This window comes from Natronoarchaeum philippinense, assembly GCF_900215575.1.
GTDB classification, from domain to species: domain Archaea; phylum Halobacteriota; class Halobacteria; order Halobacteriales; family Natronoarchaeaceae; genus Natronoarchaeum; species Natronoarchaeum philippinense.
Window position 1 is genome coordinate 268,574 of record NZ_OBEJ01000003.1, and the last position, 25,955, is coordinate 294,528.

Annotated in this window: 28 protein-coding genes; 18 read left to right on the forward strand and 10 right to left on the reverse strand. The window is 65.6% G+C overall.

Annotated features, from left to right (window positions below; genetic code table 11):
* Positions 1–21: 21 nt before the first annotated feature.
* The 10 genes from CRO01_RS12100 to CRO01_RS12145 all read left to right on the forward strand — a co-directional run bounded on the left by CRO01_RS12100 (position 22) and on the right by CRO01_RS12145 (position 10,385).
* Complete coding sequence (locus CRO01_RS12100) at positions 22–588, forward strand: TRAP transporter small permease (protein WP_097009409.1); 567 nt, start codon at positions 22–24, stop codon at positions 586–588.
* On the forward strand, positions 581–1,885 hold the full coding sequence (locus CRO01_RS12105; RefSeq protein ID WP_097009410.1) for a TRAP transporter large permease: 1,305 nt from the start codon (positions 581–583) through the stop codon (positions 1,883–1,885). Before CRO01_RS12100 ends, CRO01_RS12105 begins: the two co-directional genes overlap by 8 nt.
* A gap of 80 nt (positions 1,886–1,965) precedes the next feature.
* The gene (locus CRO01_RS12110; protein ID WP_097009411.1) at positions 1,966–3,153 is read left to right on the forward strand and encodes a UxaA family hydrolase; all 1,188 of its coding nucleotides are present in this window, start codon (positions 1,966–1,968) and stop codon (positions 3,151–3,153) included.
* Entirely contained in the window at positions 3,150–3,464 is a 315-nt protein-coding gene (locus CRO01_RS12115) for a UxaA family hydrolase (RefSeq protein WP_097009412.1), read from the forward strand. Before CRO01_RS12110 ends, CRO01_RS12115 begins: the two co-directional genes overlap by 4 nt.
* The gene (locus tag CRO01_RS12120; protein ID WP_097009413.1) at positions 3,464–4,600 is read left to right on the forward strand and encodes a UxaA family hydrolase; all 1,137 of its coding nucleotides are present in this window, start codon (positions 3,464–3,466) and stop codon (positions 4,598–4,600) included. Before CRO01_RS12115 ends, CRO01_RS12120 begins: the two co-directional genes overlap by 1 nt.
* A 245-nt stretch (positions 4,601–4,845) precedes the next feature.
* On the forward strand, positions 4,846–5,871 hold the full coding sequence (locus CRO01_RS12125; RefSeq protein WP_097009414.1) for an NAD(P)-dependent alcohol dehydrogenase: 1,026 nt from the start codon (positions 4,846–4,848) through the stop codon (positions 5,869–5,871).
* A 60-nt stretch (positions 5,872–5,931) separates the two neighbouring features.
* The gene (locus tag CRO01_RS12130; RefSeq protein WP_097009415.1) at positions 5,932–6,360 is read left to right on the forward strand and encodes a universal stress protein; all 429 of its coding nucleotides are present in this window, start codon (positions 5,932–5,934) and stop codon (positions 6,358–6,360) included.
* 117 nt (positions 6,361–6,477) lie between these two features.
* Entirely contained in the window at positions 6,478–6,990 is a 513-nt protein-coding gene (locus CRO01_RS12135) for an LUD domain-containing protein (RefSeq protein WP_097009416.1), read from the forward strand.
* Positions 6,983–9,196 carry an LUD domain-containing protein gene (locus CRO01_RS12140; protein WP_097009417.1) on the forward strand — a complete coding sequence of 738 codons (2,214 nt, stop codon included), beginning with the start codon at positions 6,983–6,985 and terminating at the stop codon, positions 9,194–9,196. Before CRO01_RS12135 ends, CRO01_RS12140 begins: the two co-directional genes overlap by 8 nt.
* 94 nt (positions 9,197–9,290) lie before the next feature.
* Positions 9,291–10,385 carry a mandelate racemase/muconate lactonizing enzyme family protein gene (locus CRO01_RS12145; protein WP_097009418.1) on the forward strand — a complete coding sequence of 365 codons (1,095 nt, stop codon included), beginning with the start codon at positions 9,291–9,293 and terminating at the stop codon, positions 10,383–10,385.
* 211 nt (positions 10,386–10,596) lie between these two features.
* On the opposite strand, the gene CRO01_RS17080 is transcribed toward CRO01_RS12145, so the two are convergent.
* Positions 10,597–10,878, reverse strand: coding sequence for an alcohol dehydrogenase catalytic domain-containing protein (locus CRO01_RS17080; RefSeq protein ID WP_375097341.1), 282 nt, complete (start codon positions 10,876–10,878; stop codon positions 10,597–10,599).
* A gap of 56 nt (positions 10,879–10,934) precedes the next feature.
* Here CRO01_RS17080 and CRO01_RS12155 point away from each other — a divergent pair, with 56 nt between their 5' ends.
* The 3 genes from CRO01_RS12155 (at position 10,935) to uvrB (ending at position 15,671) form a co-directional block, all read left to right on the forward strand.
* Positions 10,935–11,666, forward strand: a complete 732-nt coding sequence (locus tag CRO01_RS12155) for a fumarylacetoacetate hydrolase family protein (RefSeq protein ID WP_097009420.1) — start codon at positions 10,935–10,937, stop codon at positions 11,664–11,666.
* 97 nt (positions 11,667–11,763) lie between these two features.
* A complete protein-coding gene (locus CRO01_RS12160) occupies positions 11,764–12,861 on the forward strand; it encodes a Gfo/Idh/MocA family protein (protein ID WP_097009421.1) in 1,098 nt (365 codons plus the stop codon).
* A gap of 749 nt (positions 12,862–13,610) precedes the next feature.
* Entirely contained in the window at positions 13,611–15,671 is a 2,061-nt protein-coding gene (gene uvrB / locus CRO01_RS12165) for an excinuclease ABC subunit UvrB (protein ID WP_097009422.1), read from the forward strand.
* Here uvrB and CRO01_RS12170 read toward each other — a convergent pair.
* The 4 genes from CRO01_RS12170 to CRO01_RS16675 form a co-directional block, all read right to left on the reverse strand.
* On the reverse strand, positions 15,668–16,171 hold the full coding sequence (locus CRO01_RS12170; protein ID WP_097009423.1) for a PPC domain-containing DNA-binding protein: 504 nt from the start codon (positions 16,169–16,171) through the stop codon (positions 15,668–15,670). The two genes, uvrB and CRO01_RS12170, sit on opposite strands and share 4 nt — an antisense overlap.
* A gap of 102 nt (positions 16,172–16,273) precedes the next feature.
* Positions 16,274–17,149 (reverse strand): DUF4097 family beta strand repeat-containing protein, encoded by an 876-nt coding sequence (locus tag CRO01_RS12175; RefSeq protein ID WP_097009424.1) that lies wholly within the window; start codon positions 17,147–17,149, stop codon positions 16,274–16,276.
* 102 nt (positions 17,150–17,251) lie between these two features.
* A complete protein-coding gene (locus CRO01_RS12180; protein ID WP_097009425.1) occupies positions 17,252–18,379 on the reverse strand; it encodes an ORC1-type DNA replication protein in 1,128 nt (375 codons plus the stop codon).
* Between the two features lie 94 nt (positions 18,380–18,473).
* Positions 18,474–18,635: a hypothetical protein gene (locus tag CRO01_RS16675; protein WP_179747476.1), complete on the reverse strand. Its 162-nt coding sequence runs from the start codon at positions 18,633–18,635 to the stop codon at positions 18,474–18,476.
* A 148-nt stretch (positions 18,636–18,783) separates the two neighbouring features.
* Here CRO01_RS16675 and CRO01_RS12190 point away from each other — a divergent pair, with 148 nt between their 5' ends.
* A complete protein-coding gene (locus tag CRO01_RS12190) occupies positions 18,784–19,104 on the forward strand; it encodes a hypothetical protein (protein WP_179747477.1) in 321 nt (106 codons plus the stop codon).
* 56 nt (positions 19,105–19,160) lie between these two features.
* Here CRO01_RS12190 and CRO01_RS12195 read toward each other — a convergent pair whose 3' ends face one another.
* Entirely contained in the window at positions 19,161–21,188 is a 2,028-nt protein-coding gene (locus tag CRO01_RS12195; protein WP_097009427.1) for a MutS-related protein, read from the reverse strand.
* 139 nt (positions 21,189–21,327) lie between these two features.
* Here CRO01_RS12195 and CRO01_RS12200 point away from each other — a divergent pair, with 139 nt between their 5' ends.
* Both CRO01_RS12200 and larE read left to right on the forward strand, forming a co-directional pair.
* Positions 21,328–21,651 carry a hypothetical protein gene (locus CRO01_RS12200; protein ID WP_097009428.1) on the forward strand — a complete coding sequence of 108 codons (324 nt, stop codon included), beginning with the start codon at positions 21,328–21,330 and terminating at the stop codon, positions 21,649–21,651.
* Between the two features lie 58 nt (positions 21,652–21,709).
* On the forward strand, positions 21,710–22,591 hold the full coding sequence (gene larE / locus CRO01_RS12205; protein ID WP_097009429.1) for an ATP-dependent sacrificial sulfur transferase LarE: 882 nt from the start codon (positions 21,710–21,712) through the stop codon (positions 22,589–22,591).
* 30 nt (positions 22,592–22,621) lie between these two features.
* On the opposite strand, the gene CRO01_RS16680 is transcribed toward larE, so the two are convergent.
* Entirely contained in the window at positions 22,622–22,759 is a 138-nt protein-coding gene (locus tag CRO01_RS16680; protein WP_179747478.1) for a hypothetical protein, read from the reverse strand.
* Between the two features lie 117 nt (positions 22,760–22,876).
* On the opposite strand from CRO01_RS16680, the gene CRO01_RS12210 reads away from it, so the two are divergent.
* Positions 22,877–23,116, forward strand: a complete 240-nt coding sequence (locus tag CRO01_RS12210; protein WP_097009430.1) for a hypothetical protein — start codon at positions 22,877–22,879, stop codon at positions 23,114–23,116.
* A 33-nt stretch (positions 23,117–23,149) separates the two neighbouring features.
* Here CRO01_RS12210 and CRO01_RS16685 read toward each other — a convergent pair whose 3' ends face one another.
* Positions 23,150–23,305: a hypothetical protein gene (locus CRO01_RS16685; protein WP_179747479.1), complete on the reverse strand. Its 156-nt coding sequence runs from the start codon at positions 23,303–23,305 to the stop codon at positions 23,150–23,152.
* Positions 23,306–23,428: 123 nt separating this feature from the next.
* On the reverse strand, positions 23,429–24,064 hold the full coding sequence (locus CRO01_RS12215; RefSeq protein ID WP_097009431.1) for a histidine phosphatase family protein: 636 nt from the start codon (positions 24,062–24,064) through the stop codon (positions 23,429–23,431).
* A 222-nt stretch (positions 24,065–24,286) separates the two neighbouring features.
* On the opposite strand from CRO01_RS12215, the gene CRO01_RS12220 reads away from it, so the two are divergent.
* Entirely contained in the window at positions 24,287–24,679 is a 393-nt protein-coding gene (locus CRO01_RS12220; protein WP_097009432.1) for a hypothetical protein, read from the forward strand.
* A gap of 63 nt (positions 24,680–24,742) precedes the next feature.
* Here CRO01_RS12220 and CRO01_RS17085 read toward each other — a convergent pair whose 3' ends face one another.
* A complete protein-coding gene (locus CRO01_RS17085) occupies positions 24,743–25,933 on the reverse strand; it encodes a twin-arginine translocase subunit TatC (protein ID WP_179747480.1) in 1,191 nt (396 codons plus the stop codon).
* Positions 25,934–25,955 lie beyond the last annotated feature (22 nt).

The window sequence follows — 25,955 nt, forward strand, 5'->3', positions numbered from 1 at the left end:
CTAGATACTGTTTCACTTACAATGGAAATCGATCAATCACTCGACCTGAAGCGGGATCACCTCCTGGACAGGATCATCCTCTACAGCGCGACGGCGCTGTTTACGTCGACGATCGTCCTGACCACGCTTCAGGTGTTCATTCGGCTGTTGAACCTGCCCACGTTCGGCTTCCTTCACTGGACCCAGCCGGCGGCGCGGTTCGTGCTCGTCATCGCGACGTATCTGGGTGCTGCCGTCGCCATTCGGAACAACGAGCAGATCGCGATCCAGTTCCTGCTCGAACGGCTCGCGAACTGGAAGCCGTGGCTCGGCTACTTGGTGAAAGTGCTCGGAAAACTGGTTACCGCCGGCTTCCTGCTCGTCGCCCTCGAAGGGACGGTCATCACGACCATCGATGACTGGGCGACGTCGATCGGTGGAATCGGATTCGTCACGTCCGGTCATCTCTACCTCGGGATCGGCATCGGCCTCGCGCTGATGCTGCTCTACACCGCGATCGACCTCGTGGCGCTCGTACGAGAGATCCTGGCGTGGACGGGCGACGAAACCAGCGGTAGCCAGCTCGAGGAGGGGATGGCCGATGAGTGAGGTGCTCATTATCGGCACTCTGTTCCTCGGGACGCTCTTGGTCCTGTACGCGCTCGGCGTCTCCGTTGGGATCGCCATGGGCGCCACCTGCGTCATCGTGATGCTATCTCCGTTCGGGCGCGGACTCAACCCCGGGCTGATCGCTCAACAGCTGCTCTACGGGCTCAACAGCTTCACGCTGCTCGCCATCCCGTTCTACCTGCTGCTGGGACGGTTGATGAACCGCATCGGGATGACACAGCGCATCTTCTCGCTGGCGAACTCACTCGTCGGGCAGTTCCGCGGGGGGATCGCCCACGTCAACATCGTCGCGAGCATGATCTTCTCGGGGATGTCCGGCCTCGCGGTCGCCGACGCCGCGGGACTCGGTCGCGTCGAGTACACCGCGATGCGCGACCAGGGGTACGAGAAAGACATCTCGCTGGGCGTCACCGGATCGTCCGCGATCATCGGCCCGATCATCCCGCCGAGCGTGCCGATCATCATCTACGCCGTGCTGGCCGAAGAGTCGATCGGCGAGCTGTTCCTCGGCGGGATCATCCCCGGGATCCTCATCGGTATCTTCCTGATGGCGCTCGTCTTCCTGATCGTGCACCTGCGGGGGTACGAGTCCGAGGATTCCTTCGATCTGGGGGATTGCTGGAAGAGCTTGAAGGAGGCGGTATTCCCGCTGTTTGCCCCGATACTCATCGTCGGCGGCATCCTCTCGGGTATTTTCACCGCCACCGAAGCGGGGGCCATCGCGGTCGTCTACACCATCTTCCTCGGGATGTTCGTCTACGACGAACTCTCCCTCCGGGGGCTGTTCGAGGAGCTCCAGTACGGGATGGTCGAGACGTTCTCGCTGACGTTCATCGTCGGCGTGGCGTCGCTGTACGGCCTCGTCGCGCTCCAGCTGCAGCTGCCGATCCTGATGGCCGAGTCGATCACGAACTTCTCGGGCGATCCCACGATCGTGATCCTGCTGCTGGTCGGGCTCCTGCTTGTCGTCGGGACGTTCATGGAGACCATCGCCGCGATCACGATCCTCGTTCCGATTTTCATGCCGATCCTGGAGATTACCGGAATCGATCCGCTCCACTTCGGCATCGTGATGATCCTGACGCTGATGCTGGGTCTGCTGACGCCGCCGTTCGGCGTCATCCTCTTTGTCCTAGAGAAGGTGACCGACGCGACGCTGGAAGAGGCGATGAAGGCAGTCTTGCCCTACTACGTGCCGATCCTCTTGGTGTTGCTGATCACCATCTTCGTCCCGGAGGTCGTCACGTACCCGGTGACCGAACTGATGGGCGGCTGAGGCGGCCTTCGTTTTCTCCCCTCGTCGCCGGCGCCTGAACCAACGGAAACACTTTTTCCGGTTGCCAGTGAGTACCACCCGTGAGAACGTTTGAGGGCTACCCGCGGGACGACGGCCCCGCCGGTGTACGAAACTACGTGGCAGTGATACCGACGTCGGTCACGGCGTCGCCGGTCGCGGCGGAGATCGCCGATCGATCGGCCGAGACCGTCCGAGCGACGCCGCACCAGATGGGGACCGATCCGCCGGCGGCGGCTCGCGATCAGGTCGAGCGAACGCTGACGGGCGTCGGCAGCAACCCCAACGTCGGCGCGGCGCTGGTCGTCGATCTCGGCACGGAGGCGATCGACGCTGACGATATCGCCGACGCGGTGGCGGCGACCGGGCGCGGCGCGGCGACGCTCTCGATCCGCGAGGCGGGCGGGACGGCGGCCGCAGTCGAGGAGGGAACGGAACTGGCCCGCTCCCTTCGCGAGGAGATCTCCGGCGCGCGCCGGGAGGAACGCGGCGCGGACGAACTAGTCTTCGCCGTCGAGTGCGGCGGCTCCGACGCGACGAGCGGGATCGCCGCCAACCCGGCCGTCGGGGCGGCCTGCGACCGCTTGGTCCGAGACGGCGGCACGGCGACGTTCTCCGAGACGCCGGAGTTCATCGGCGCCGAGCACGTCTTGGCCGAGCGGTGCGCGGACGAGGGCGTCAGAGAGCGACTCCTCGATCGCGTCGAGCGCCGGGAGGCCACGGCCGAACTGATGGGCGTGGACCTGCGAGGCGCGCAGCCGAGCCCCGGCAACCAAGAAGGCGGTCTGACGACCATCGAGGAGAAGAGCCTCGGCGCCATCTCGAAGGGCGGGACGACCCCGGTCCGCGGCATCGTCGACTACGCCGAGCGGCTCCCGACCGGGGGTGGGTTGGTGCTGATGGACACGCCGGGGTACGACATCGAGAGCGTCGTCGGCAAGGTCGCCGGCGGTGCGCAGGTCGTCGCCTTCACGACCGGGCGGGGATCAACGACCGGGAACCCGCTGGCACCCGTGATCAAGGTGACGGGGAACCCGAAGACGGCGGACCGCCTCGCCGCGAACGTCGACGTCGACGCGAGCGACGTGATCGACGGCGAGTCGATCGACGCCGTCGGCGAGCGGATCTACGAGACGCTGCTCGCGGTTGCCGGCGGCGAGCGGACCGCGGCGGAGCGCCACCGTCTGGAGGAGTTCGCCGTCAACGAACTCCAGCCGAACGAACTCGCGGAGTTGCGGGGTGACGCATGAAGGGGACGGTCCTCGGCGACGCGGGGCTGTACATGACGGCCCGGGACAACGTCGTCACGGCTATCGACGACTTGGAGGCCGGCACGGAAATCCCGCACGACGGCGTGACGGTCGAACTCGCGGAGGCGGTCCCGTTCGGCCACAAGATCGCGCTGGTGGCGATGGAACCCGGTGACGCCGTCGTGAAGTACGGCGAGACGATCGGGGAGGCCGTCGAGCCGATCGCTCCCGGCGAGTGGGTGCACACGCACAACTGCGAGAGCAGGCGCGGCCGAGGCGACCGCGCCGTAGGCGACGGGGAGGTGGCCTGATGTCGGCGCCGACTGGCGTGGCTTCGGACCGCGAGCCGACGCCGTCGTTCGACGGTTACCGGCGGGAGGACGGGCGCGTGGGCGTGCGGAACCGCGTGCTAGTCGTCCCGTCGGTGATCTGCTCGCACGTCGTCGCCGAACGCGTCGCCGAGAGCGAAGAGAGCGCCGTCTGCGCTCCGCACGACCACGGCTGCGGGCAGATCGGCGACGACCACGACCAGACCGAACGGACGCTTCTAAATCTCGCCCGCAATCCGAACGTCGCGGGCGCGACCGTCGTGGGGCTGGGCTGTGAACACCTCCAGAGCGGGCCGTTCGCCGACCGGGTCGCCGAGAGCGGCGTGACGGTCCGCGAGACGGCGATACAGGACGCGGGCGGCACCGACCCCTGCGTCGAGAAGGGCGCCGCGGCAACAGCCGATCTGGCGGCGGCCGCGGCGGACGCGGATCGGACTGGCGCGACGCTCGCCGACCTCACCGTCGGCGTCGTGAGCTCGGACCTCGACGAGTCGACGCGGACGGTCGCGGATCCGCTCGTGGGCGATACCGTCGACGCGCTAATCGACGCCGGCGCGCGCGTCGTCGTCGCCGGGACGGATCGTCTCACAGCCCACCGGGACGCGGCAGCCGACCGCGCCGCGACGGCGACCGTCGCCGACTCGGTCCGGACCGTCGGCGAACGCGACGCCGGCCGCCCCGGGAACGCCCGTCGCGTCGCCCGGCGCGCGGCCGACGCACCGTTCGACGAGATCGTCGGGGCGTGGGGAAGCGCGAGCGTCGACGAACTCGTCCCGTACGGCGGCCGCGCCTCGACCGGCAGCGGGCTGACGCTGGTCGACTCCCCCTCCCGCTTCGAGGAGGCCGCGACCGCGCTCGCGGCGGCCGGGGCGTCGGTCGTCGTCCACGTCACCGCGGACGGGGTGCCGACGGGACATCCGGTCGTCCCGGTACTCAAGATGACCGGCGACGGAGCGACGGCGGAGGCGCTCGCGGACGATATCGACCTCGACGCCCGAGCGGCCGACATCGACGCGGTACTCGGCGAGCTCGGTCGCGTCGCCGGCGGCGCCCGGACCGCGAGCGAGGAACACGGGCTGACGTCGTTCGCGATCAGTCGCGTCGGGCCGTCGCTGTAGGGCGGCAGCCGGACCGCCGACGAACGGCTCCGTTTCCGCGGTCGACGATCCGCGGGCCGAACGGCGACGACCCGAGTGATTCGAGGCGGGGAAAAGAATAATACAGCAACACGTCACGTAGAACACGAGATGACACTGTTTGAACACGGTTCGGTAGCGGGTCGGCAGCAGACGGCCCGAACGCCCGGCTGCGACGGGCCGGAACGAACCGACGGCACTGCTTGGAGCACCTCGGAGGCGCCGGCATGAGAGCGGCGCCGCTCGTCAAGGCGGGAACGTTCGAGCCGGAAACCAGGGAGCGCCCGACGCCGGGGCCGTCGGAGGTGCTCGTCGAAGTGAGTGACGTGGGCATCTGCGGCTCTGACGTCCACTGGTACGAGCACGGCGAGATGGGCGACCGGGTCGTCGAGGACCCGCTGGTGCTCGGCCACGAGAGCGCCGGGACGGTCGTGGAAGTCGGCGCGGAGGTCGACGACCACGCTGTCGGCGACGCCGTGACGATCGAGCCCGGCGTTCCCTGCGGCGAGTGCGAGCACTGCCGGCGTGGAGCGTACAACCTCTGTCGGGCGGTCGAGTTCATGGCGACGCCCGGTACCGATGGCGCGTTTCGGGAGTACGTCGCTTGGCCCGCGGAGTACGTGTACGGTCTCCCGGCGTCCGTCTCTCCCCGCGAGGGGGCGCTCTGCGAGCCGATAAGCGTCGGCGTCCACGCCGTTCGGCGCGCCGAGGTTGGAATGGGCGATTCGGTGCTCGTCATGGGTGCGGGCCCAATCGGACTCCTCGCCGCCGACGTGGCACGGGCGGCCGGAGCCGCAAACGTGGCCGTCGTCGACGTCGTCGACTCGAAGCTCGACCGGGCTCTCGACCGCGGCGCAGACCTCGCGATCGACAGCCGCGAGACGAACCCCGCCACGGCGGTCCGCGACGAGTTCGGCGCGGGCGTCGACGCCGCGATCGAGGCCACCGGAGCGCCGCCCGCGATCGAGGCGGTGCTCGACACGCCCGGGCCGGACGGCACCGCGGTGCTGGTCGGCCTCGCGCCCGACGCCGAGGTGCCGGTGGACACGTTCGAACTGGTCCGGCGGCAGGTCGACGTGCGGGGGAGCTACCGATTCGCCAACACGTACCCGACGGCGATTTCCCTGCTCGCGAGCGGTGACGTGGACGCGGCCGGAATCGTCGACTTCGACCTGCCGCTCGACCGGATCGGCGACGCGTTCGAGCGGGCCACGGAGCCCGACGTGGTCAAGGGCATGATCTCGACGGACTGACCGGGAACTCGACGGATACGCGGCCGAAGATTTATGTTCAAACGGACACCGTGTTTCGGCATGGTAATCGTCGCAGCTATCAGCGGATCCGAGCAGTCGATGGAGATCGCCGCGCAGGCGGACGAGCTCGCGCGGGCGTTCGACGACGAACTCCACCTCGTCCACGTCGTCGAGGAGACCGAGTACACGCGGCTGGTCGAAAAGCAGTCCGGCGCGCGCGAGACGGATTCGGGATCCGTCGAGGAAAACGCCGCCACCGCGGCGATGGAGGGGGTCGACGAGATTGTCGATGCCGACTACGAGATCGTCGGCCGCGTCGGGAATCCGAGCAAGACGGTTCTCGACTACGCGGACGAGGTCGACGCCCGGTACGTCGTCGTCGGGGGCCGGTCCCGTTCCCCGACGGGGAAGGCGTTGTTCGGCAGCGTCACTCAGTCGATCCTCCTGAAGACGGAACGTCCCGTCGTGACCATCACGGAGACGAAGTAGCTGATCCGAGTCGACCATGATGTCACAGCCGCGACTAGCTGATCCGGGCGACTGCTCCCCAGCTAGAACTGACACGAACATTGCAATGCTTATCCCGATACGCACGAAGGTGGACGTATGAGCACAGGTTCGGTAGAGCAGTTCCAACAGTCGTTGTCGCGTCTAGACACCGCGTGGACCGTCGTCTCGCCCGACGATCTGGCGACGACGGTCGCCGACTTGGTCGATCCCCCCGCGGTCGGAGCCGAACTGCCGTTCGACGATCTCTCGCTCGCCGAGACGCCGGTCACCCTCGGCCCGTCGCCCGCACAGCTCAGGGACGCGGTGACGGGCGTGACGGGATCGCGTATGGGTATCGCCTCGCTGGGGACGGTCGCCGTCGAGTTCCGAAAAGAGGGCGACGAGTTCGTCGCGCTGTACCCCGAACGACACGTGGTAGTGATCAAAGCGAGCGACCTTCGGTCGGACCTCGGGGACGCCTTCGGCTGGATCCGGCGGGAGTTCGAGGCCGATCGACAGTCGTTCATCCTCGCGACGGGACCGAGTTCGACCGGCGACATGGGCGCACTCGTACAGGGTGTCCACGGACCCGAACAGGTCCACATCGTCATCGTCAGGGACAATGAGTGAATCAGAACAACTGGATGCCGACCGCATCCGCACGCTACTCGAATCGGAGGGTGACGAGATCAAGGAGAACACGCGCCTGTTCAACGCCGAACGGTACGACGCGGTGGAGGCCGTCGGTGAGGACGAACATGAGGACAACCGGTCCCGAGCACGGGAAATAAAGGAGGACGCGATCGAGCGTCTCCCGGAACTCATCGAACGGACCAGAGAGGCCGTTGAGGCGAACGGCGGGACGGTGTACGTCGCCGACGACGCCGCCGATGCGAACCGATACGTTCGCGAGGTCGCGGCCGACGCCGACGCCGACAGCGTCGTGAAATCGAAGTCGATGACGACCGAGGAGATCGACCTGAACGAGGCGCTGGAGGCCGACGACCTCGATGTCTGGGAGACCGACCTCGGCGAGTTCGTCGTCCAGGTCGCCGAGGAAGCGCCGTCGCACATCGTCGGCCCGTCGCTCCACAAGTCCCGCGAGGATATCACGGAGCTGTTCGAACGGGAGTTCGACCCGGAAGAGTCGCTCGACTCCGCGGAGAAGCTGACGGCGTTCGCACGGGAGTACCTCGGCGGGCGCATCGACGACGCGGACGTCGGCATCACGGGCGCGAACTTCGTCATGGCCGACAGCGGGTCGATAGCGCTGGTGACGAACGAGGGCAACGCCCGCAAGTGCGCGTCGATCCCCGACACGCACGTCGCCGTCGCCGGAATCGAGAAGATCATCCCCTCGGTCACCGAGCTGGAGCCGTTCGCGGAGCTCATCTCGCGGTCTGCGACGGGGCAGGAGATCCCGCAGTACCTGTCGCTGCTGACGCCGCCGGTCGACACGCCCGCGATCGACTTCGACAGCGAGGACGAGCCGAACTTCGGGAACAGCGACGCGGACAGGGAGTTCCACTTGGTGCTCCTCGACAACGGCCGGCGGGCGATGCGCGAGGACGACGATCTCCGCGAGACGCTGTACTGCATCCGCTGTGGCGCCTGCGCGAACTCATGTGCGAACTTCCAGTCGGTCGGCGGCCACGCCTTCGGCGGCGAGACGTACACGGGCGGTATCGCCACCGGCTGGGAGGCCGGGATCGAGGGCAACGACGTGGCGGCGGAGTTCAACGACCTCTGTACCGGCTGTTCCCGCTGCGTGAACGCCTGTCCGGTGAAGATCGACATCCCGTGGATCAACACGGTCGTCCGGGATCGCATTAATCGCGGGAAGGATCCCGGCTTCGACGACATGCTCGTCGACGGGTTGATCCCTGATGAAGAGGAGAGCGGGACGCCGCTCCGGAAGCGCTTCTTCGGGAACTTCGAGACGATGGCGAAAATCGGGAGCGTGACCGCGCCGCTCTCGAACGCCGTCGCCTCGACCGGCCTCGCGCGGACGGCGATGGAGTCCGTGCTGGGCGTCGACGCCCGACGCGATCTGCCCGAGTTCGAGCGCACGACGTTCCGCGACTGGGCCGGGAGCCGCGAGTCCCGCGTCGAGGAGCCCGCCCGTCGCGTCGCGCTGTATCCGGACGTGTACACGAACTACGTGCAGACCGAGCGCGGCAAGGCCGCTGTCCGCGTGCTGGAGGCGCTCGGCTGCGACGTCGTCGTCCCCGACGTCGGCGGTTCGGGGCGCGCGCCGCTGTCCCAAGGGATGATCGCGACGGCCGAACGGAAGGCCGAAGCCGTCGCCGAATCGCTCGACCCGTACGTCGAGGACGGGTACGACGTGGTCGTCGTCGAACCCAGCGACCTCGCGATGTTTCGCCGCGAGTACGAAAAACTGCTCCCCGCGGAGGATCACGAGCGACTCGACGAGGGGAGCTACGAGATTCTAGAGTACGTGTTCGGCCTGCTGGAGAACGGCGCAGACGCCGACGCCTTGCCCGCGGGTGACGGTGACGGCGTCGCGTACCACAGCCACTGCCAGCAGCGAACGCTCGGCCTAGAAGCGTACACCGAGACGGTGCTGGAGCGGCTGGGGTACGACGTGTTCACCTCCGACGTCGAGTGCTGCGGGATGGCGGGGAGCTTCGGGTACAAAACCGAGTACTACGACCTGAGCATGGACGTCGGCGCGACGCTGGCCGACCAGTTCGAGGCGGTCGCCGACGAGCGGACGGTCGTCGCCAGCGGCACCTCCTGTATGGAGCAACTCGACTCGCTGCTATCGCCGGGGACGCGTCACCCCATCGAACTTCTCGATCCCGCTGGCCGATAGTCTCCCGAGGCCGTCCGCAGGTAGTCCCGGCAATCGGGGGATCGTCTACCTCGGGTAACTTCTTTATATCGAGGATCCGATAGCCGAATGTACCATGACCCGGAAGTCTACGGATACGATACGCACAGTCGACACCGACCTCTACCGCGTGCCGAACGAGCAGGTCCTCGAGGATGCGACGCAGTCGTTCGACACGCTGGAGATCGTCTCGGTCACCGTGGAGTCGGAGGGCGCTCGGCGCGGATTCGGATTCACCTACACGATCGGCCGCGGCGGCGCTGCGATCAAGCGCTTCCTCGACGACGAACTCGTCCCGCTACTGGAGGGCCAGCCGGTCTCCCCCCGTAGGGTGCGGTCGAACTTGCGGGGGAACACGACGTTTGTCGGGCGCGAGGGGATAAGCGAGTTCGCCCTCGCTGCGGTCGACATCGCGGTCTGGGATCTCCTCGGGAAGATCGCCGGGCTCCCGTTGTGCGAACTCCTCGGCGGGGCTCGACAGGACGTGCCGATGTACGAGACCGATGGTGGCTGGCTCCAGTACGACGCGGACACACTCGTCGAGAACGCGAAGGGGATCGCCGAGGACGGGTTCGCGGGCATGAAGATGAAGGTGGGATCGTCGGTCGATCGCGATGTCACGCGCGTGCGTGCCGTTCGGGACGCGCTTCCAGCCGACCTAGACCTGATGCTCGACGCCAACTGCTCGTACACGGTGCCGGAGGCGCGTGACCTAGCCGGCCGACTCGACGATGCGGCGATAACTTGGCTGGAGGAACCGCTTCCCAAGGGCGACTACACGTCGTACGCCGACCTCCGCGAGCGCATCGACATCCCGATCGCCACCGGCGAGAACTTCTACAACGAGACGCAGTTCCGGCAGGTGATCGACCGCAACGCCGTCGATTACCTGCAGCCCGACGTCTGCCGGGTCGGCGGGATCTCGCCGTGGGTGAACGTCGCCGAACAGGCGGCGGCGACTGGACTCGCCCTGTCGCCGCACTACATCGAGCCGCTCCACGCCCACCTCGCGTGTGCCTTCGACAACGTCCCGTACATCGAACACCACTCAACCGTGTTGGACGAACTACTCGCCGATCCCGTCGCGGTCGAGGATGGTGAGATACTCCCGCCCGACCGTCCTGGACACGGGATGGCTTTCGAGGGTGCGGACGCGTACCGGGTAAACTGATCTCCGCCGTCCGCGCGACCTCGTCGGCGGCCGCGAACCGGCGTCCATCCATCGTGGACGCAATTCAGGGGCGCCAGTCGTAGATCGGCGACCGATGAATTACAATCTTATGTCTGTAAATCCACGGCGGTTCTCGGGTATCTTAATGAATGATAATAAAATACTCTGCGTCCGACTCGTCAATCTGCCCTTCACTGAATTCCAACGGTGTCTATTTTTGTTGGACACGCTCCGTTTGCGCCCCGGAGACGCACCCGGCCGGTCGAACGAGAACACCGGTTTGCAGGTCTCGGAGTACAGGAACGCCTCGAACGCCGCCATCGGTGTGCATGCCGGTGATCGAGAAGTTCTTGCAGACGTTCGACCCGTTCTTGCACTGAAAACAGTCGCCGCAGCGGCGGATCGGTTCCTTGATCTCCTTGTCGACGACCGAGAGACCATCGACCTCTTCGCCGATTGCGGCGACGGTCCCGGCGTACTCGTGACCCATCACTCGCGGGGTGCGTAACCACCAGAATACTTATACCGGTCGGGATGAACCCTCCTCGTATGCGACGAGTTCGATTCAGCGACCCAGCCGGGAGCGTCAGAGCTGGAATCTGGACCGAGAATGGCATCGAGTTCGGTGGACGGACGTACGACCCCGAGACGGTCGACGTGCGCTCCCCGGTCAAGCCGAGTAAGATCGTGTGCGTCGGTCTCAACTACGCCGACCACGCCGAAGAAGAGGGCATGGAGCTGCCCGATCGACCGATGCTCTTTTTGAAACCTCCGAACACGGTGTCCGGTCACGGCGACGAGATCCCGCTTCCACCGGGCAAAGAATCGGTGGAGTACGAGGCCGAACTCGGCGTCGTCATCGGCGAGCAGTGCCGCAACGTTCCGGAGGATGAGGCGATGTCAGTCGTCGACGGGTTCACCTGTCTCAACGACGTGTCGAACCGCGACGACCAGCGCGTCGAGCAGAACTGGGTCCGCGGGAAGGCGTTCGACAACGCCGCGCCGATAGGACCGGTCGTGGCGACACCCGACGAGGTCCCCGAGGACGCCGACGTCGAACTGCGTGTCAACGGCGAAGTACGACAGAGTTCGAGTCGCGACCAATTCATCTTCTCGGTCGAGGAACTGATCGCGGAGATCACCGCGTACATGACGCTGGAACCGGGCGACGTGATATCGACCGGAACCCCCGCCGGCGTCGGTCCGCTCTCCGACGGCGACATCGTCGAGGTCGAGGTCGAGGGCGTCGGCGTCCTAGAAAACGAGTTCGCAAGTCGGTAGGACCGCGCCTCTCGATCCCGTCTCGCTTTGTGCCGTGGCGGCGCGAAACCGGACAGAAGTTTAATGATCGCTCACGATACACAGTAACACGTCATCAATGACCTATCGAGCGGGGATAATCGGCACCGGCGGAATCGCCGGAATGGGAATTCTCGGGATGCACGACGAGGACGCCATCGGACAAGAGAAGATACGCGCCAGCCACGCGGGCGGGTACGACGCCACGCCGGGCGTCGATCTCGTCGCGGTCGCCGACGTCGACGAGGCGAACCTCCGTCGGTTCGGCGAGGCGTGGGAGATTCCGGCCGAGCGCCGCTACGACGGCCACGAGGCGATGCTGGCCGAGGAGGACCTAGACGCGGTGTCGGTGTGCACGCCGTCGTTCCTGCACCGCGACCACGTCGTCGACGCCGCGCGGTCCGCGGCCGCTCCCGACGTCATCTGGTGCGAGAAGCCGATCGCCTCCGGCGTGTCCGACGCCGAGGAGATGATCGAGGCGTGCGACGACGCCGACGCGGAGCTGCTTGTCAACCACTCCTTCCGGTTCACGGACAAGCTGCAGCGACTCCACGCGCTGATACAGGAGGACGACCTCTTGGGCGAGGTCCACTCGGTGTCGAGCCAGTTCAGGATGGAACTGCTCCGGAACTCGACTCACCTGCTCGACATGCTTGTCTATCTGTTAGACGCGCGGGCAGATCGGGTCTCCGGGTACATCTCGGGGGAAAACGAGGCGGTCGATTCGCTCGAAGCGGACAGGGACGTCGACGACGCCGCTGGCGGGGGGTACGTCCTGCTGGATGACGGAACCTTCGCCACGATCGACTGCACCATCCCGCGAGACGATTCGTCGATGGCCCTCTCGTTCGTGGGGAGTGAAGGCAAACTGTACCTGAACAACGACGACGGCGAGTGGCGCTACTGGTCGCTTGAGGACGGGGAGCACGTCGAGGAGCCGCTGCCCGGCATCGAGGACGCGTGGACGTGGGACGACGACTACGAATCGGCCTTCGAGAACGCCGCCAACCACGTCTTCGACCTGCTCGACGGCGAGGCGACGAACCGCTCGCCGGGAAGGGAGGCGCTCCGATCGCTCGAGATCATCGTCGGGTTCTACATCTCCCACTACACGAGCGGTGACGTTTCGATCCCGCTCGACAGGCCGCTTCGCGACGTGACGATCACGTCTTGGTGACGGTTTGGGATCCGGACGGAACGCGACGACATTGAGTCCGGAACTACGACATAATGCTTTTCGAAGAATAATAAAGTACTAATTAGATCTCCGAAATGCCTACTTTCCTATGGGAAATCAGCCGAGCGAATCGACGATCCGCACGGGGAGCTTCGGCTGGGTCTGTGGCGGTAAAAGGAGCTCCTGACCTCTGGCCGGGCATGTGTGTTCTCAGAAAAGCATATATTCGGGACTTACCCGGTATTATTTGGTGAGTTTTGAACTACTTGGAGTATTTTGGTGTATATTGGTGTTGCAAGGAGAATTTTGTTTATATATTTGGATAGAGGGTGTGGAGATGGCGCTCAGACGATTTCGGGGCATTAACCGTTGTATACCGGTTCTATACTCGACTTGCACCGAATAAATCTCGCCGGGTCAAGACGGTGAACGAGAGTGGTTGTGGCCGCGTCTCCACGTGGTCCCAGCCGAACATTGCGACGGCGTTGACAACGATCGGTGGATAGGAATCTCTCCGGCCGTCGTAGATATATCAACACACAATTCATTATTTGTATTTGGTATAAAAGGGAATCAGATCGCGTAATTACTTATCATCGCGCCGAACCTAGATCTCCGCACACCGCCGCTCCGCTGCATTCGAACACGCGGGAACCCTCGAATTTCTGCTTCCCGGAAACTCGTATCGCCTCGGGGTACTGCGCATCGAGCGCGCCCGTAAAGTGCTTCGAGCACCAACGCAGTTCCAGATGAGCGACGCCAACTCCGGGCCGCTGTCACCGGACCAGCCGGAACAGGAACGCCCGTTTCGAGTCGAGGCGCCCTTCGAGCCTGCCGGGGACCAACCCGAGGCCATCGAGCAACTCGCCGAGGGCTACCGGAACGGCGCCGACGAACAGACGCTGCTCGGCGTCACCGGCTCGGGGAAGACAAACACCGTCTCGTGGACGATCGAGGAGATCCAGAAGCCGACGCTGGTCATCGCCCACAACAAGACGCTCGCCGCCCAGCTCTACGAGGAGTTCAAGAATCTCTTCCCGGACAACGCCGTCGAGTACTTCGTCTCCTACTACGACTACTACCAGCCCGAGGCCTACGTCGAGCAGACCGACACGTACATCGACAAGGACGCCTCGATCAACGACGAGATCGACAAGCTTCGCCACTCGGCGACGCGCTCTCTCCTGACGCGCGACGACGTGATCGTCGTCGCGTCGGTGTCTGCGATCTATGGACTGGGCGATCCGGCGAACTACGAGGCCATGAGCCTTCGTTTGGAGGACGGCCAGCAGATCGAGCGCGACGAACTGCTGAGCCGGCTCGTCGATCTGAACTACGAGCGCAACGACGTGGATTTCACGCAGGGCACATTCAGAGTTCGGGGCGACACCGTCGAGATCTACCCGATGTACGGCCGCTACGCCGTCCGGGTCGAGCTGTGGGGTGACGAGATCGACCGCATGACGAAGGTCGATCCCATGCACGGCGAGGTCGTGAGCGAGGAGCCGGCCGTCCTCTTTCACCCCGCAGAACACTACTCCGTCGAGGACGACACGCTCGAAGACGCCATCGAGATGATCGAGTCCGATCTGGAGGACCGGATCGACTACTTCGAGCGCAAGGGCGACATGCTCGCCGCCCAGCGCATCGAGGAGCGCACCACCTTCGATCTGGAGATGATGCGCGAGGCGGGCTACTGCTCGGGAATCGAGAACTACTCGGTGTATCTCGCCGACCGGGAGTCGGGCGAGGCGCCCTACACGCTGATGGACTACTTCCCCGACGACTTTCTCACTGTGATCGACGAGTCCCACCAGACGATCCCCCAGATCAAGGGCCAGTTCGCGGGCGACAAGTCCCGCAAGGACTCGCTGGTCGAGAACGGCTTTCGGCTTCCCACAGCGTACGACAACCGCCCCCTGACCTTCGAGGAGTTCGAGGAGAAAGCCGGGAAGATGCTGTACGTCTCGGCGACGCCGGGCGAGTACGAGCGCGACCAGTCCGCACAGATCGTCGAGCAGATCGTTCGACCAACCCACCTCGTCGACCCGAAGGTCGAGGTCACCGACGCCACCGGGCAGGTCGAAGATCTGATGGACCGGATCGACGAGCGCATCGAGCGCGAGGAACGCACGCTCGTCACGACGCTCACCAAGCGCATGGCCGAGGACCTCACCGAGTACCTCGAAGAAGCCGGCGTCGATGTCGCGTACATGCACGACGAGACCGACACCTTAGAGCGCCACGAACTGATCCGGTCGCTCCGACTGGGCGAGATCGACGTGCTCGTCGGTATCAACCTCCTGCGCGAGGGACTCGACATCCCGGAGGTCTCGCTCGTCGCTATCCTCGACGCCGACCAAGAGGGGTTCTTGCGGTCGGAGACGACGCTCGTCCAGACGATGGGCCGTGCAGCCCGGAACGTCAACGGCGAGGTCGTGCTGTACGCCGACGACCGGACCGACGCCATGGACTCGGCGATCGAGGAGACCCAGCGCCGCCGGAAGATTCAGCAGGAGTACAACGCCGAACACGGCTTCGAGCCCACGACGATCGACAAGGAGATCGGCGAGACGAACCTGCCGGGCGCCGAAACCGACACCAGCGGCGTCGCCGGCGACGGCCCGAGCGACGAGGACGAGGCCGCCCGCCAGATCGAGGAACTCGAACGCCGGATGCAGGAGGCCGCCGACAATCTGGAGTTCGAACTCGCCGCGGACATCCGCGACCGGATGCGCGAACTGCGCGAGGAGTTCGACCTCGACGGCGCCGACGACGGCGTCGCGCCGGAGATCGATCCGGAGTTCTAGTCGTCACCGCTCCCGGTGTGGTTGAGCGTGAGCCCGGTTGCTTCGTGGGCCGTGGGATCGGCGTCGATCGCGGCCGATCGCCACGACTCCGTCTCCAGCACCGGCGTGGCCTCCGAGCGACGCTCGACGGCGTCCTCGAACAGTTCGACGTAGATCTCGCCGACGAACGCCTCGGCCGATTCGAGGTGGCCACCCACCGAGTTGCCGCGCATGTCCGAGACCGTGACGTGCGTGTGGGCGAACGTGTTCCCGTCGACCGACGCCACGTTGCCGATACACAGCGTCAGTTCGAGCGGTTCGTCGAACGTCCGGTCGTCGTAGCGCCGCTCCTCTTGATCGTAGAACCACAGCGTCGCGTTTCGGAGCCCGCCGAAGCCGACGAACCAGCCCGCGTCGGCGCCGGCGTCGTCGACCGCGCGTTCGATCCCCGCACGAAGCTCTTCGCCGTCGCGCAGCCGAACGAGCAGCTTTCGCGTCGTGTTGACCTCTCGATATTCCACACGGGTACCAGTCTACCGCTCTACAAAAATTCTGCTACTTTCTGGGTGAATTACTCGGCGTTACTATAGATAATTACGTGACGTGACGTTGGCGACCGAATATCACTCTGTCCCGGTCAGCGTCACGTCGCCGGTCGTCGTCTCGATCGAGAGCCGGTCAGTTCCCTCGCCGAGCGTCCCTTCGAGGCTGTGCTCGGCGGACTCTAGGTCCGAGAAGTCCAGCCCGCTGGCCGACACGTCGCCGGTGTCAGTCTCGACCGCGACGCGGGCGTCGAGCGACGCCGACAGCGCCGCGTCGACATCGCCGGTGTCGGTCCCCATGTCGGCGTCGCCGTCGAGCGCGGCCACCTCGACATCCACGTCGCCGGTCGTCGTCTGGATGTCGTCGATCCACCCACGCCTGACTTGCACGTCGCCGGTATCGGTGCTCGTTCGAACCGGCCCACCGGCACCAGAGACGACGATATCGCCGGTGTTGGTATCTATGGACACACCGGCTGCCGTCTCAGTGATATCCACGTCGCCCGTCGCGGTTTCGATGGCGATGTCCCCGCCCGTGTCGCTGACGCCGACATCGCCTGTCGCGGTGTCGACGCGAGCCACGCGCAGATCGGCGGGCACGGCGATGTCCAGCGTCATCGACGGCGGCGATCCGACTAACACGCTGTCGATCTCGTTGTCGACGGTCAGCGAGAGCGTCTCGCCCGCTCGCTCGTCGTTCAGCGTGATCGCGTCGAACTGGTCCTCGCTGCCGGCGTGTTTGACTGCACGGACCCGAACGTCCGAGCGCTCTTCGGCGCTGACGGTCACGTCGCCGACGCCGTTTTCGACGGTCAGTTCCGAGCTATCGCTCACATCGAACGTGTGCGTCTCCTCGGTCTGCTGGCGCTCGCCCAGCGAGATACAGCCTCCGAGCGCACCGAGTCCGATCGCGGCGATACCGGCCAGAAACCCGCGTCGCGGTGTCGTGGCGGTCATACTTCGACGTTCTTGTGCAACCACCCTTAATCCCCCTAACCGGTTACTCGGGTGGAAAGTACGGGAAAGATACTTGTAGCAGAACGGGCTGTGTTGTCCGACTCACTCTAACCGATCCAGCACCGCCTCGGGTTCGTACTCCAGCGAGAGTGACCGAGACCGGCCGCGCCCCTCGATTTCGGCGTACTCGGTCTCGATGATGCCGAGTTTTTCGAGCTTGTTGATGATCTCGGAGTATCGGGTGTAGCCAAGTTCGGTGCGCTCGTGGAACACTTCGTAGACATCGCCGGCCTGATCGCCGTCGTGCTCGGCGATCACCTCGACGAGGTCGGCCTCGCTGTCGCTCAGGTTCTTGAGGTTCCGCGAGAGGTGGATGAACTTCGAGGTCTCGAAGGCGTCCTCGACGTCCTGCGAGTTGACGGTGCGGCTGGCGCGCATTTCCGCGTTCAGCCCGGCCCGTCGCAGCAGGTCGATGCCGACGCGCAGATCGCCGCTTTGGGCGGTCAGTTCGGCCACGCGATCGAGCACCGCCGTCGAGACGACGCCGTCGTGGAAGCCGCGTTTCACGCGCTCGCGGAGGATGTCGGCGATCTCGCCCTCGCCGTAGCGGTTGAAATACACTTCCTCGGGGCGGAACACGCTCTGGACGCGGCTGTCCAGCGCGTCGATCACGTCCAGATCGGGGTCCGAGGAGATGATGATGACGCCGATCTTCGCGCCGCTGTGTTCCTCGTGGGCCCGAAGCAGCGAGTACAGCGTGTCTGAGGCCTCGTTCTCGTAGAACAGGTAGTTCACGTCGTCGAGCGCGACGATCAGTACCTCGTCGTCCTCGACGAGCTGGTCGGCGATCTGGGTGAACAGCTTCTTGAACGAGATGCTGCTCGTCGGCGGTTCGTAGTCGAACACGCCCTCGAAAAGCCGCGAGAACACCGCGTACCGCGTCGCGTTGACCTGACAGTTGACCCGGATCGTCGCCACGTCGCTTTGGGCGGCGAGTTCGCTAAAGAGCTTCTGGACGGACGTGGTCTTGCCCGTGCCCGGTGGCCCGCGCACCATCGCGTTCAGCGGCCGGGACCCGCGCACCGCCGGGCGCAGCGCGTACTTGAGACTCTCCATCTGGCTCTCGCGGTGCTTGAACGTCTCGGGGACGTAGTCGATCTCGAAGACGTGCTCGTCCCGGAACACCGATTCGTCCCAAGACAGCATCCCCTCCTCGGGGTCGTCGGCCATCACTTTCACCACGCTCCCCGAGGCACTTAGTCTTTCGGCAGCTATGCGTCTGACGCACCGACTGATCGGCGGTAGGAGCGTCCTACTCGCCGTATCAGGTACTCGACACCGACGCGACGTGCGTCTCGACCGACCCCTCGTCGGCGTCCTCGCCGTGCTTCCGGTCGCGGTGCCGGCGCGCGAGGTCGATCGCTTCGCCGTACTCCGGCGTCCGGACGACGAACCCGCAATCGGGACACTGGAACTGCTCTGGCATGGCATGTGACGCTACCACGACGGCGATGAAAAGCGGACGGCCCCGCGAGTTGGCGTCGGTCGGTTCGTCTTCCCATCGTTCGCCGACGTTTCGTTCGGAAATAATCACGTTCGTGACATTAAATACGCGCACTTGCGACTGCGAGGGTATGGAAACCGCGTCTATCGACCTGCTTCCGGCGTTCCTGAAGGAACGGTTCGACGAACTTGATCCGGCGGCGCTCCGCGCGGCCGCCGAGTACGCGGCGGGCGATCGCGTCACCGCCCCCGATTCGGTTCCGGACGACGTCACCGATTCGTTCGCGCTGCAGGACGACGAGACGCTCGCGACCGCTGCGGTGTACGCTCACGGTCTGGCGCGAGGGAAAGCACTCTCGGCAAGCGTCGGTGCGACGGACGACGCGAGCGAGGTGTCCGCGACCGACTCGGACGAGGAGCGCGACGACTGGTGGGAAGACAAGTTCTATTGAACTCTATTACCCGTGCACGGCAGGACGGCGGCGACGCCGAACCGTCGCAGTCTCACTTACTCGAACTTCTCCAGTAGCTCCCCGTAGAACTCGCTGTCGTGTTCCCCTGCCAGCTTCTCGACGATCAGTTCCGGCGTCGAGCGCGCGAGGTGGTCTTTGACCGGCGAGCGATTGACCTGCAACTCGCCGTCGACCAGCCCCTCGGCCTCGATGCCGTCGACTGTCACCTCGAAGTCGGCGGTCTCGCGGATCTCGCCTGCGAGGTGCGAGACGAACACGCCGGTCGCGTCGTTTTCGTCCAAGGCTTCGAGGATGCCCGCGATGATCTTCGCGCTCGCGCCGGGTTCGGTGATACTCTCTAGCTCGTCGACGAGGACGAGACTGCCCTCCCCGCCCGTCGCCAGATCGGCGAACTCCCGGACCGTGCTCTCGAACGCGCCGGCGTCGAGCGTCCCCTGGGTTTTGGCGTGGTAGTGTAAGTCTTCGAACAGCGCGATGTCGGCGTCCTCGGCCGGGACGGGCAGGCCCATGTGGGTCAGAATGACGACGGCGGCGACCAGATCCAGCGTCGATGTCTTCCCGCCGCTATTTACACCAGAGAGCAGCGCGACGCCGCCGACCTCGTAGTCGACCGGATCGACTTCCTCGATCGGCACGTCGAGCAGTGGTGAGCGTCCCCCCTCGATGGCGACGCCGCCGGCACGTTCGCGTCCGTTCTGCACAGCAGCGGTCCCGCCGTCCGCGGCCGCGGGCTCGACGAGGTCGGGCATCGTACACTCGAAGTCCGCGGCAAAGCGCGCCACTGCGAGTTCCACGTCGAGTTCGAGCGCGGCCCGCACGAGTCGGCGGGCGTTCTCGCGCTCGTCGGCCAGATCCTGCGCGAGCTCCGTCTTGAGTCTGGTCGCCCGTCGGTCGCGGGCGGCCTGTAGCTCCTCGCGCAGCCGCGAGATCGCGTCCTCGTCGTGCTCGACCGGAAACGTGGGGTCCTCGCCGAACGCTCGGCGAGCGATTTCTGCCTCTCCCGAATCGAGATCGAGCGCGTCGATCAGGTTCTCGCGGGCCGCCTCGACCGCGGCGGCGTACTCGTCGGCCAGTTCCCTCGAAAGCAGCGAGTCGACGCCCGCGCCCTGCTCGACCAGCGAGAGCAGGTCAGATCCCTCGACGGTCACATCTTGCTCGCGGATCGACTCGCGCAGGCGATCGTTGGCGACCGACTCGGAGGTCCCCACGGCGGCGTCGAGATCGTCGACCGCGTTCGTCAGCCGTTCGAGTTCGGCGTCGCCGGCGGGCGTGCCGTCGTCGTCGAGCCGTTCGAGGGCGCCCTCCAGCGCGTCCAGATCGCAGTCGGGATCGAGGTCTGACGCCCGGTGTACGTCGATCGCCGCCCGGATGCGGTCGCGGTTCGCCGCGAAAAACGCCAGCGCGCGCTCGGGGACGATCTCGGCGGGTCGCTCGGTGGCGTCTGGTTCGACGCGAACGTCGCCCTCCACGTCGACGCCGGCGAAGGCCTCGTCGATGGCGATCACCGTCGAGTACCCACGCGCCAACTCGGCCAGCCCGCGGGCGTCCTCGACGACTTCGACGCTCAACTCGGGCATCGCGTCGGTCGCCTCGCGGTAGCGCTCGGCGTCCGCAGTAGCGAGACAGCGATCTCTGACCGTCACGTCTCGGGGCTCCGACAGCGGCTCGACGCCGGCCAACGCGTCGATCGCAGCCGCGTCGGCGTCGCGCTCCATCGCCTCGCGGGCGAACTCGCGGACCTCCTCGACCCGAGAGCGCGCGCCGGAGGGGAAAAACGTCTCTAAGCGTGCTTCGGCGTAGCTCGTCACCGTGCGATCGGCGAGCAGCCCAAGCACCTCGCGGTACACCTCCCGCGCCCGGTCGGTCGCCAGAAACGCGCCGTCGTCGTCGTGCTCGCGACGGATCGCGCCGCGGGCGATGCGGGCGGCCCGGCCCTGCGTGATCCCCGGCGCTTCGGCCAGTGCGGCCACGTCGCCGGTCTCCAAGGCGCGCTCGGCGTCGTCGAGTTCGGCAAGCGCCGCGGCGGTCTTGGCTCCGACGCCCGGAATCGACTCGAACTCCATCTACTCGCCCCATTCGATCCGAACGAGAAAAAGCTCCCGCCGTCGGCGATCGGCTCACGCGCTGGGTCGTACGAGCATCCGATTACCGGCTGGCTCCGGAATAGTTGTATTTTTAATCATGGATGGGGAATATCGCGGTATGGCTGCACACGGCGCTCGTGACGGCGGCGTCGACCGCGCGGCGCTTCCCGAGTCGTTTCCGTTCGATCTGGATCGTCTGAGCCGGCTGAGTTGGGAACTCGGCTCGCGCGTCGTCGAGGACGACGACGCGACTTCCCACAGCGAGTGGAACCACGTCGGAACGTCGTGGAAGCTCTCGATCGTCCGCGTCACCGACGACACCGTTTTGCTGTCGGTACGCACCCCCGTCGGTCGGGAGCGATTCTACGGCGCCGCTCAGATCGATGTCGAGGAGGCGCTGCCTCGTCTCGACGCCGCGGCGTGCTGGCAGCGCGTCGAGTAAGCGGCGAGTTCGCCGCCGTGTCGGTTTGCTTTTCCCCGTCGACCGACAAGGTCGGTCCATGGACACCGTCGAGGAGAAACTGGAGGCGATGCGCGCTGACCTCGCAGAGCGAGACGGCGTGCTGGTCGCCTTCAGCGGCGGCGTGGACTCCGGCGTCGTCGCCGCGGTCGCCCGAGAAGCGCTGGGCGAGGACGCCGTGGCCTGCACCGCAAAGAGCGAAACCTTACCCGACGAGGAACTCGACGACGCCCGTCGGGTCGCCGACGAGATCGGCATCCAACACGACATCGTCGAGTTCAGCGAACTCGACAGCCCGGATTTTGTCGCAAACGGCGACGACCGGTGTTATCACTGCCGGACGATGAGACTGGGCCAGATGTTCAACCACGCGAAGGAACTCGACATCGGGACGGTCTGTGACGGCACCAACGCCAGCGATCCCGGTGAGGGGCATCGCCCCGGCCTGCAGGCCGTCGAGGAACTCGACGCTCACTCGCCGCTGCTCGAACACGACATCACCAAAGAGGAGGTCCGCGAGATCGCCGACCGCTACGACCTCTCGGTCGCCGACAAGCCCTCGATGGCGTGTCTCTCCTCGCGCATCCCGACCGGCCTCGAAGTCACCGAGGAGAAACTCACGCGCGTCGAGAAGGCAGAACGCGTCCTCAGAGAGTGGGGCTTCTCGCAGTTTCGCGTGCGCGACCACGACGGCCTCGCCCGGATCGAGGTCGCCGAGGACGAGTTAGAGGTCGCGCTCGATCCGAACTTCGTCGAGACGGTCCGAGACCACCTGACCGACCTCGGCTTCGAGCATGTCACGCTCGACTTACACGGCTATCAGACCGGCAGCGTCAGCCCCGGCAACGAAGCCGAGGCCGACGACGAACCGCTCGTCGAGAACGTTTTCGACACCGATTACAGCGCGCTGCGCTCGGAGTAGATCGACCAGCGGCGTCGCGCCGCCGCGGCGTCAGGCGGCGCGCTCGACCATGTAGTTCAGGCCGACCTCGTTGGTCCCTTCCTCGTCGGCCCACCGCTTTGCCTCGGCGCGGTCGTCGAACGGCCCGGCGACCCGGTCGCCGTTCAGGGTGACGTAGTACTCGCTCACGTCGTCGTGAGAGCGCTCGGCCGGCATAACCGTTGTGGCTGGTACACCGACCGAGTGACGACGCCGCCTTCTCGACCAATCCTAGTTTTATCTCCCCATAGCGTGCAACGAACGCGTATGTTCCGGTGGCTCTGGGACCGACTACTCGAGCGCGGCGAGCGCGACGACCCCGATTCGGACGGCGCCGCGGACGCCTCGGCGTCCGACGACGGGACGGTCTGGGACCTCACACCGGACTGGCAGATCGGCGGGTATCGGCTCCAAGGCGCGTCGGCGTCCCGCGACGAGCAACGGCAGGCCGTCGCCGAGGTACACGAGCAAGCAAGCGAGATGGAGCGCGAACTCGACGATCGGTAGCAACGGGTTCGGCGTCGATATTTTCTACCGTCCTCAGTCGTTCGCCAGCCCGTACCCGACGAATATCGTTCCGACAAACACCAACGTAGCTGACAGCAGGAACCCGAGTGCGATATCGAGTACAGCGACGAAAACGCCGAGCAGCGTCAGTTGGATGCCCAAGATCGAATTTTTCGAGACGGCGGTCATATTGAACGCCTATCATGTATCGCTGTAGTATTTGTGGTGCGGTGCCCGTCGCTTCGAAAATTCGGCTGTCTCACTAGCGATTGTCGCTTTGGATGTCGTTCCGAAGCGCGGACGCGCTCCCGATTACTGCTCGGCGTCGGCGTCCAGAAATGCCGTCTCGCCCTCCCTGTGGAGGGTCGGCGCGCCGTCGCCGTCGACGCCGACCTCCGTCAGCGCGCAGTTGTCCAGTTCGACCTTCGTGATCGTCTCGATCACGTCGTAGCCCCGGAGGAGACCGATCACGACGTGGATCGGCCCGCCGTGGCTCACCACCACGACCGTCTCCTCGCCGACCGTCTCGATCAGCTCGGTCCACGCGTCCCGGATCCGATCGAACACGTCGACCCAGCTCTCGCCGCCTTCGGGACGGGCGGTGGCGGCGTCGTAGCCCGATTTCTGGACCGAGAACTCGGGGTACTCCCCGAACAGGTCGCCGTAGGCCAGTCCCTGCAGGACGCCGAAGTCGCGCTCGCGCCACGCCCGCGCGAACTCCACGTCGATGCCGGGCAGCGCTCGCCCGACCTCGCGGGCAGTTTCTGTCGTTCGCCGGAGGTCCGACGCGACGATGCGGTCGACCTCGTACCGCGCGGCGACGTGCTCGCCGAGCGACTTGGCCTGCTGACGCCCGCGATCGTTGAGCGAGGCGGGCGCCCAGCCTTGAATCCGTCGCTCGTCGTTCCACGCCGTCTCGCCGTGCCGTACCAGAACGACCGTTCCCATCGCCGTCCTGTTAGTTCCCGGACACAAAGTAGCTTGGCGTGCCCGTCACGACGCCGCTGCGCGGCAAACGCTGCCGCCCGATCCTCAGACTCTGGACGCTTGGCCAGTTTATCAGGGTATTGGTGGTGCCAAACGGTGACGTTCGTCTGGAACGCAGATTATGTCGGGCGAATATTGGGCCATTCTATACGTTCGTTAAATAGGGGGTTGTTGTGGAGGATGATGGACGACGACGAGCTGCCGACCGACTGGGCACGCGACGAGCGGTACGATCGGCTGGCGCGCCGGTCCGGTCGTGATCCGACCTACGAGGGGTACGTCCACGACACTGGCGACGTACGCCTCCACGTTGCGATGCCCGACGCCGACGCCGGCGAACCCGGCGCCTACACGATTTTCCTCACGCTGTACCCCTACACCGAACTCGCCACACAGACCGAGGTGCGAACGGTCACGACGGCCGCCCGCGCCGACGAGGTTGTGTCGACGTTTGCGGACCTGTTCGTCGGCGCCTGCGACGGTCCTTCGGATGTCGAGGCCGCCGCCGAGTACGCGTTGGAACGCACCCGACCGGCGAACGTGACGGACACGTCACTGGTCAACGACAGCGAATAAGAACCGACGGCGCGGTGGGTCGCTCCGGCGGCGTTACTGTACCAGCGATGAGCGGCTGATCCCTTACCGCCCGACCCAGCGCAACAGCAACAGCGTGCCTTCATAGAGCAAGACCATCGTCGTGGCGACCAGCAGCGGCGCCATCCCGGTCGGGTCCGGGCTAAAGAGGAAGGCGATACCGAGGAACGCCCCCCAAAAGTACAGCCGGTTGGCCGCCAGCCACGCCCGCGAGGTGATCCCCATCATGATCGCCAGCATGATCAACAGCGGAATCTGGAACACGACCGCGAGCATCCCCATCATCGTCAGGATGAGGTTGAACGTCTCTCGCAGCCCGAACGCGACGTTTGCGGTCACGTCCGAGTAGTACATGAAGTAGGTGAACAGCCCCGGCAGCACGAGGAAATAGGCGAAGGCGATGCCGACGAGTGCGAGAATCAGGCTCGTCGGAACCGCTGCCAGATAGTACCGACGCTCGTTGGGATACAGCCCCGGGCGCATGAACAGATACGTCTCGTACACTGCGACCGGTAGCGCGACCGTCAGCCCCGCGAGACTGGCGAGTTTCAACTCGGTGAGTTTGAGCTCGAGCGGGCCGTAGACGTGGGGCGCGGCCACGTCTTGGTTCGGGAGAACGCCGTACCAGACTGTCGTGATCAGGTTCTCGGCGATCGGGAACGCGACCACCGTCACCACTGAGGCCGCAAACAGCACGACCGCGAGCCGGTTTATCATCTCCTCGACGTGGTCGGCCAGCGGCATCTCCTGATCGTCTGGCGGCTGACCGATACCGACCTCGCCGGTCTCGTCGGCGACACTGCCGGTTCCGGCGACGCCGACGCCAGAGCCGGTGTGGCTGCCGTCGGTTCGGGCGGCGTTCTCCTCGGCAGTGCCGCCGTCGGCGTGCGGCGCGTCCTCCGGTGGTGCGTCCTCGGATTGGTCGGCGTGCCCGGCGCCGGCGTCGGCCGGGTCCGGATGGATCCGGTCGGGCGACGACTCGACGCCGTTCGCCGAGTTGTCGTCGGCATCGACGCCGTTCGCTTCCCGTTGCTCGTCGCCGTCGCTCGCCGTGTGGTCGGTTTCGCTGGGGTCGTGATACGGCCGGTAGGATGTCGGCTCTTCGTCCGCACCCGCCTCGCCCGACGACTCCGCGTCGTCTGTCGTCTCGGCTGGCGGGTCCTGTGGCTCCTCGTCCGGACTGTCGCCTCGGTCCTCGGGGACCGACTCGTCCCTGTCGTCCGGCTGCTCGGCCATCTGATCGAATGTAGGCGCACGA

Excerpts from the sequence above, each read along its gene's own strand:
- CRO01_RS12100 (WP_097009409.1), top strand. The coding sequence starts at position 22 with ATGGAAATCGATCAATCACTCGACCTGAAGCGGGATCACCTCCTGGAC.
- CRO01_RS12105 (WP_097009410.1), top strand. The coding sequence starts at position 581 with ATGAGTGAGGTGCTCATTATCGGCACTCTGTTCCTCGGGACGCTCTTG.
- CRO01_RS12115 (WP_097009412.1), top strand. The coding sequence starts at position 3,150 with ATGAAGGGGACGGTCCTCGGCGACGCGGGGCTGTACATGACGGCCCGG.
- CRO01_RS12120 (WP_097009413.1), top strand. The coding sequence starts at position 3,464 with ATGTCGGCGCCGACTGGCGTGGCTTCGGACCGCGAGCCGACGCCGTCG.
- CRO01_RS12125 (WP_097009414.1), top strand. The coding sequence starts at position 4,846 with ATGAGAGCGGCGCCGCTCGTCAAGGCGGGAACGTTCGAGCCGGAAACC.
- CRO01_RS12130 (WP_097009415.1), top strand. The coding sequence starts at position 5,932 with ATGGTAATCGTCGCAGCTATCAGCGGATCCGAGCAGTCGATGGAGATC.
- CRO01_RS12135 (WP_097009416.1), top strand. The coding sequence starts at position 6,478 with ATGAGCACAGGTTCGGTAGAGCAGTTCCAACAGTCGTTGTCGCGTCTA.
- CRO01_RS12140 (WP_097009417.1), top strand. The coding sequence starts at position 6,983 with ATGAGTGAATCAGAACAACTGGATGCCGACCGCATCCGCACGCTACTC.
- CRO01_RS12145 (WP_097009418.1), top strand. The coding sequence starts at position 9,291 with ATGACCCGGAAGTCTACGGATACGATACGCACAGTCGACACCGACCTC.
- CRO01_RS12155 (WP_097009420.1), top strand. The coding sequence starts at position 10,935 with ATGCGACGAGTTCGATTCAGCGACCCAGCCGGGAGCGTCAGAGCTGGA.
- CRO01_RS12160 (WP_097009421.1), top strand. The coding sequence starts at position 11,764 with ATGACCTATCGAGCGGGGATAATCGGCACCGGCGGAATCGCCGGAATG.
- uvrB (WP_097009422.1), top strand. The coding sequence starts at position 13,611 with ATGAGCGACGCCAACTCCGGGCCGCTGTCACCGGACCAGCCGGAACAG.
- CRO01_RS12175 (WP_097009424.1), bottom strand. The coding sequence starts at position 17,149 with ATGACCGCCACGACACCGCGACGCGGGTTTCTGGCCGGTATCGCCGCG.
- CRO01_RS12180 (WP_097009425.1), bottom strand. The coding sequence starts at position 18,379 with ATGGCCGACGACCCCGAGGAGGGGATGCTGTCTTGGGACGAATCGGTG.
- CRO01_RS16675 (WP_179747476.1), bottom strand. The coding sequence starts at position 18,635 with ATGCCAGAGCAGTTCCAGTGTCCCGATTGCGGGTTCGTCGTCCGGACG.
- CRO01_RS12190 (WP_179747477.1), top strand. The coding sequence starts at position 18,784 with ATGGAAACCGCGTCTATCGACCTGCTTCCGGCGTTCCTGAAGGAACGG.
- CRO01_RS12195 (WP_097009427.1), bottom strand. The coding sequence starts at position 21,188 with ATGGAGTTCGAGTCGATTCCGGGCGTCGGAGCCAAGACCGCCGCGGCG.
- CRO01_RS12200 (WP_097009428.1), top strand. The coding sequence starts at position 21,328 with ATGGCTGCACACGGCGCTCGTGACGGCGGCGTCGACCGCGCGGCGCTT.
- larE (WP_097009429.1), top strand. The coding sequence starts at position 21,710 with ATGGACACCGTCGAGGAGAAACTGGAGGCGATGCGCGCTGACCTCGCA.
- CRO01_RS12210 (WP_097009430.1), top strand. The coding sequence starts at position 22,877 with ATGTTCCGGTGGCTCTGGGACCGACTACTCGAGCGCGGCGAGCGCGAC.
- CRO01_RS16685 (WP_179747479.1), bottom strand. The coding sequence starts at position 23,305 with ATGACCGCCGTCTCGAAAAATTCGATCTTGGGCATCCAACTGACGCTG.
- CRO01_RS12215 (WP_097009431.1), bottom strand. The coding sequence starts at position 24,064 with ATGGGAACGGTCGTTCTGGTACGGCACGGCGAGACGGCGTGGAACGAC.
- CRO01_RS12220 (WP_097009432.1), top strand. The coding sequence starts at position 24,287 with ATGGACGACGACGAGCTGCCGACCGACTGGGCACGCGACGAGCGGTAC.
- CRO01_RS17085 (WP_179747480.1), bottom strand. The coding sequence starts at position 25,933 with ATGGCCGAGCAGCCGGACGACAGGGACGAGTCGGTCCCCGAGGACCGA.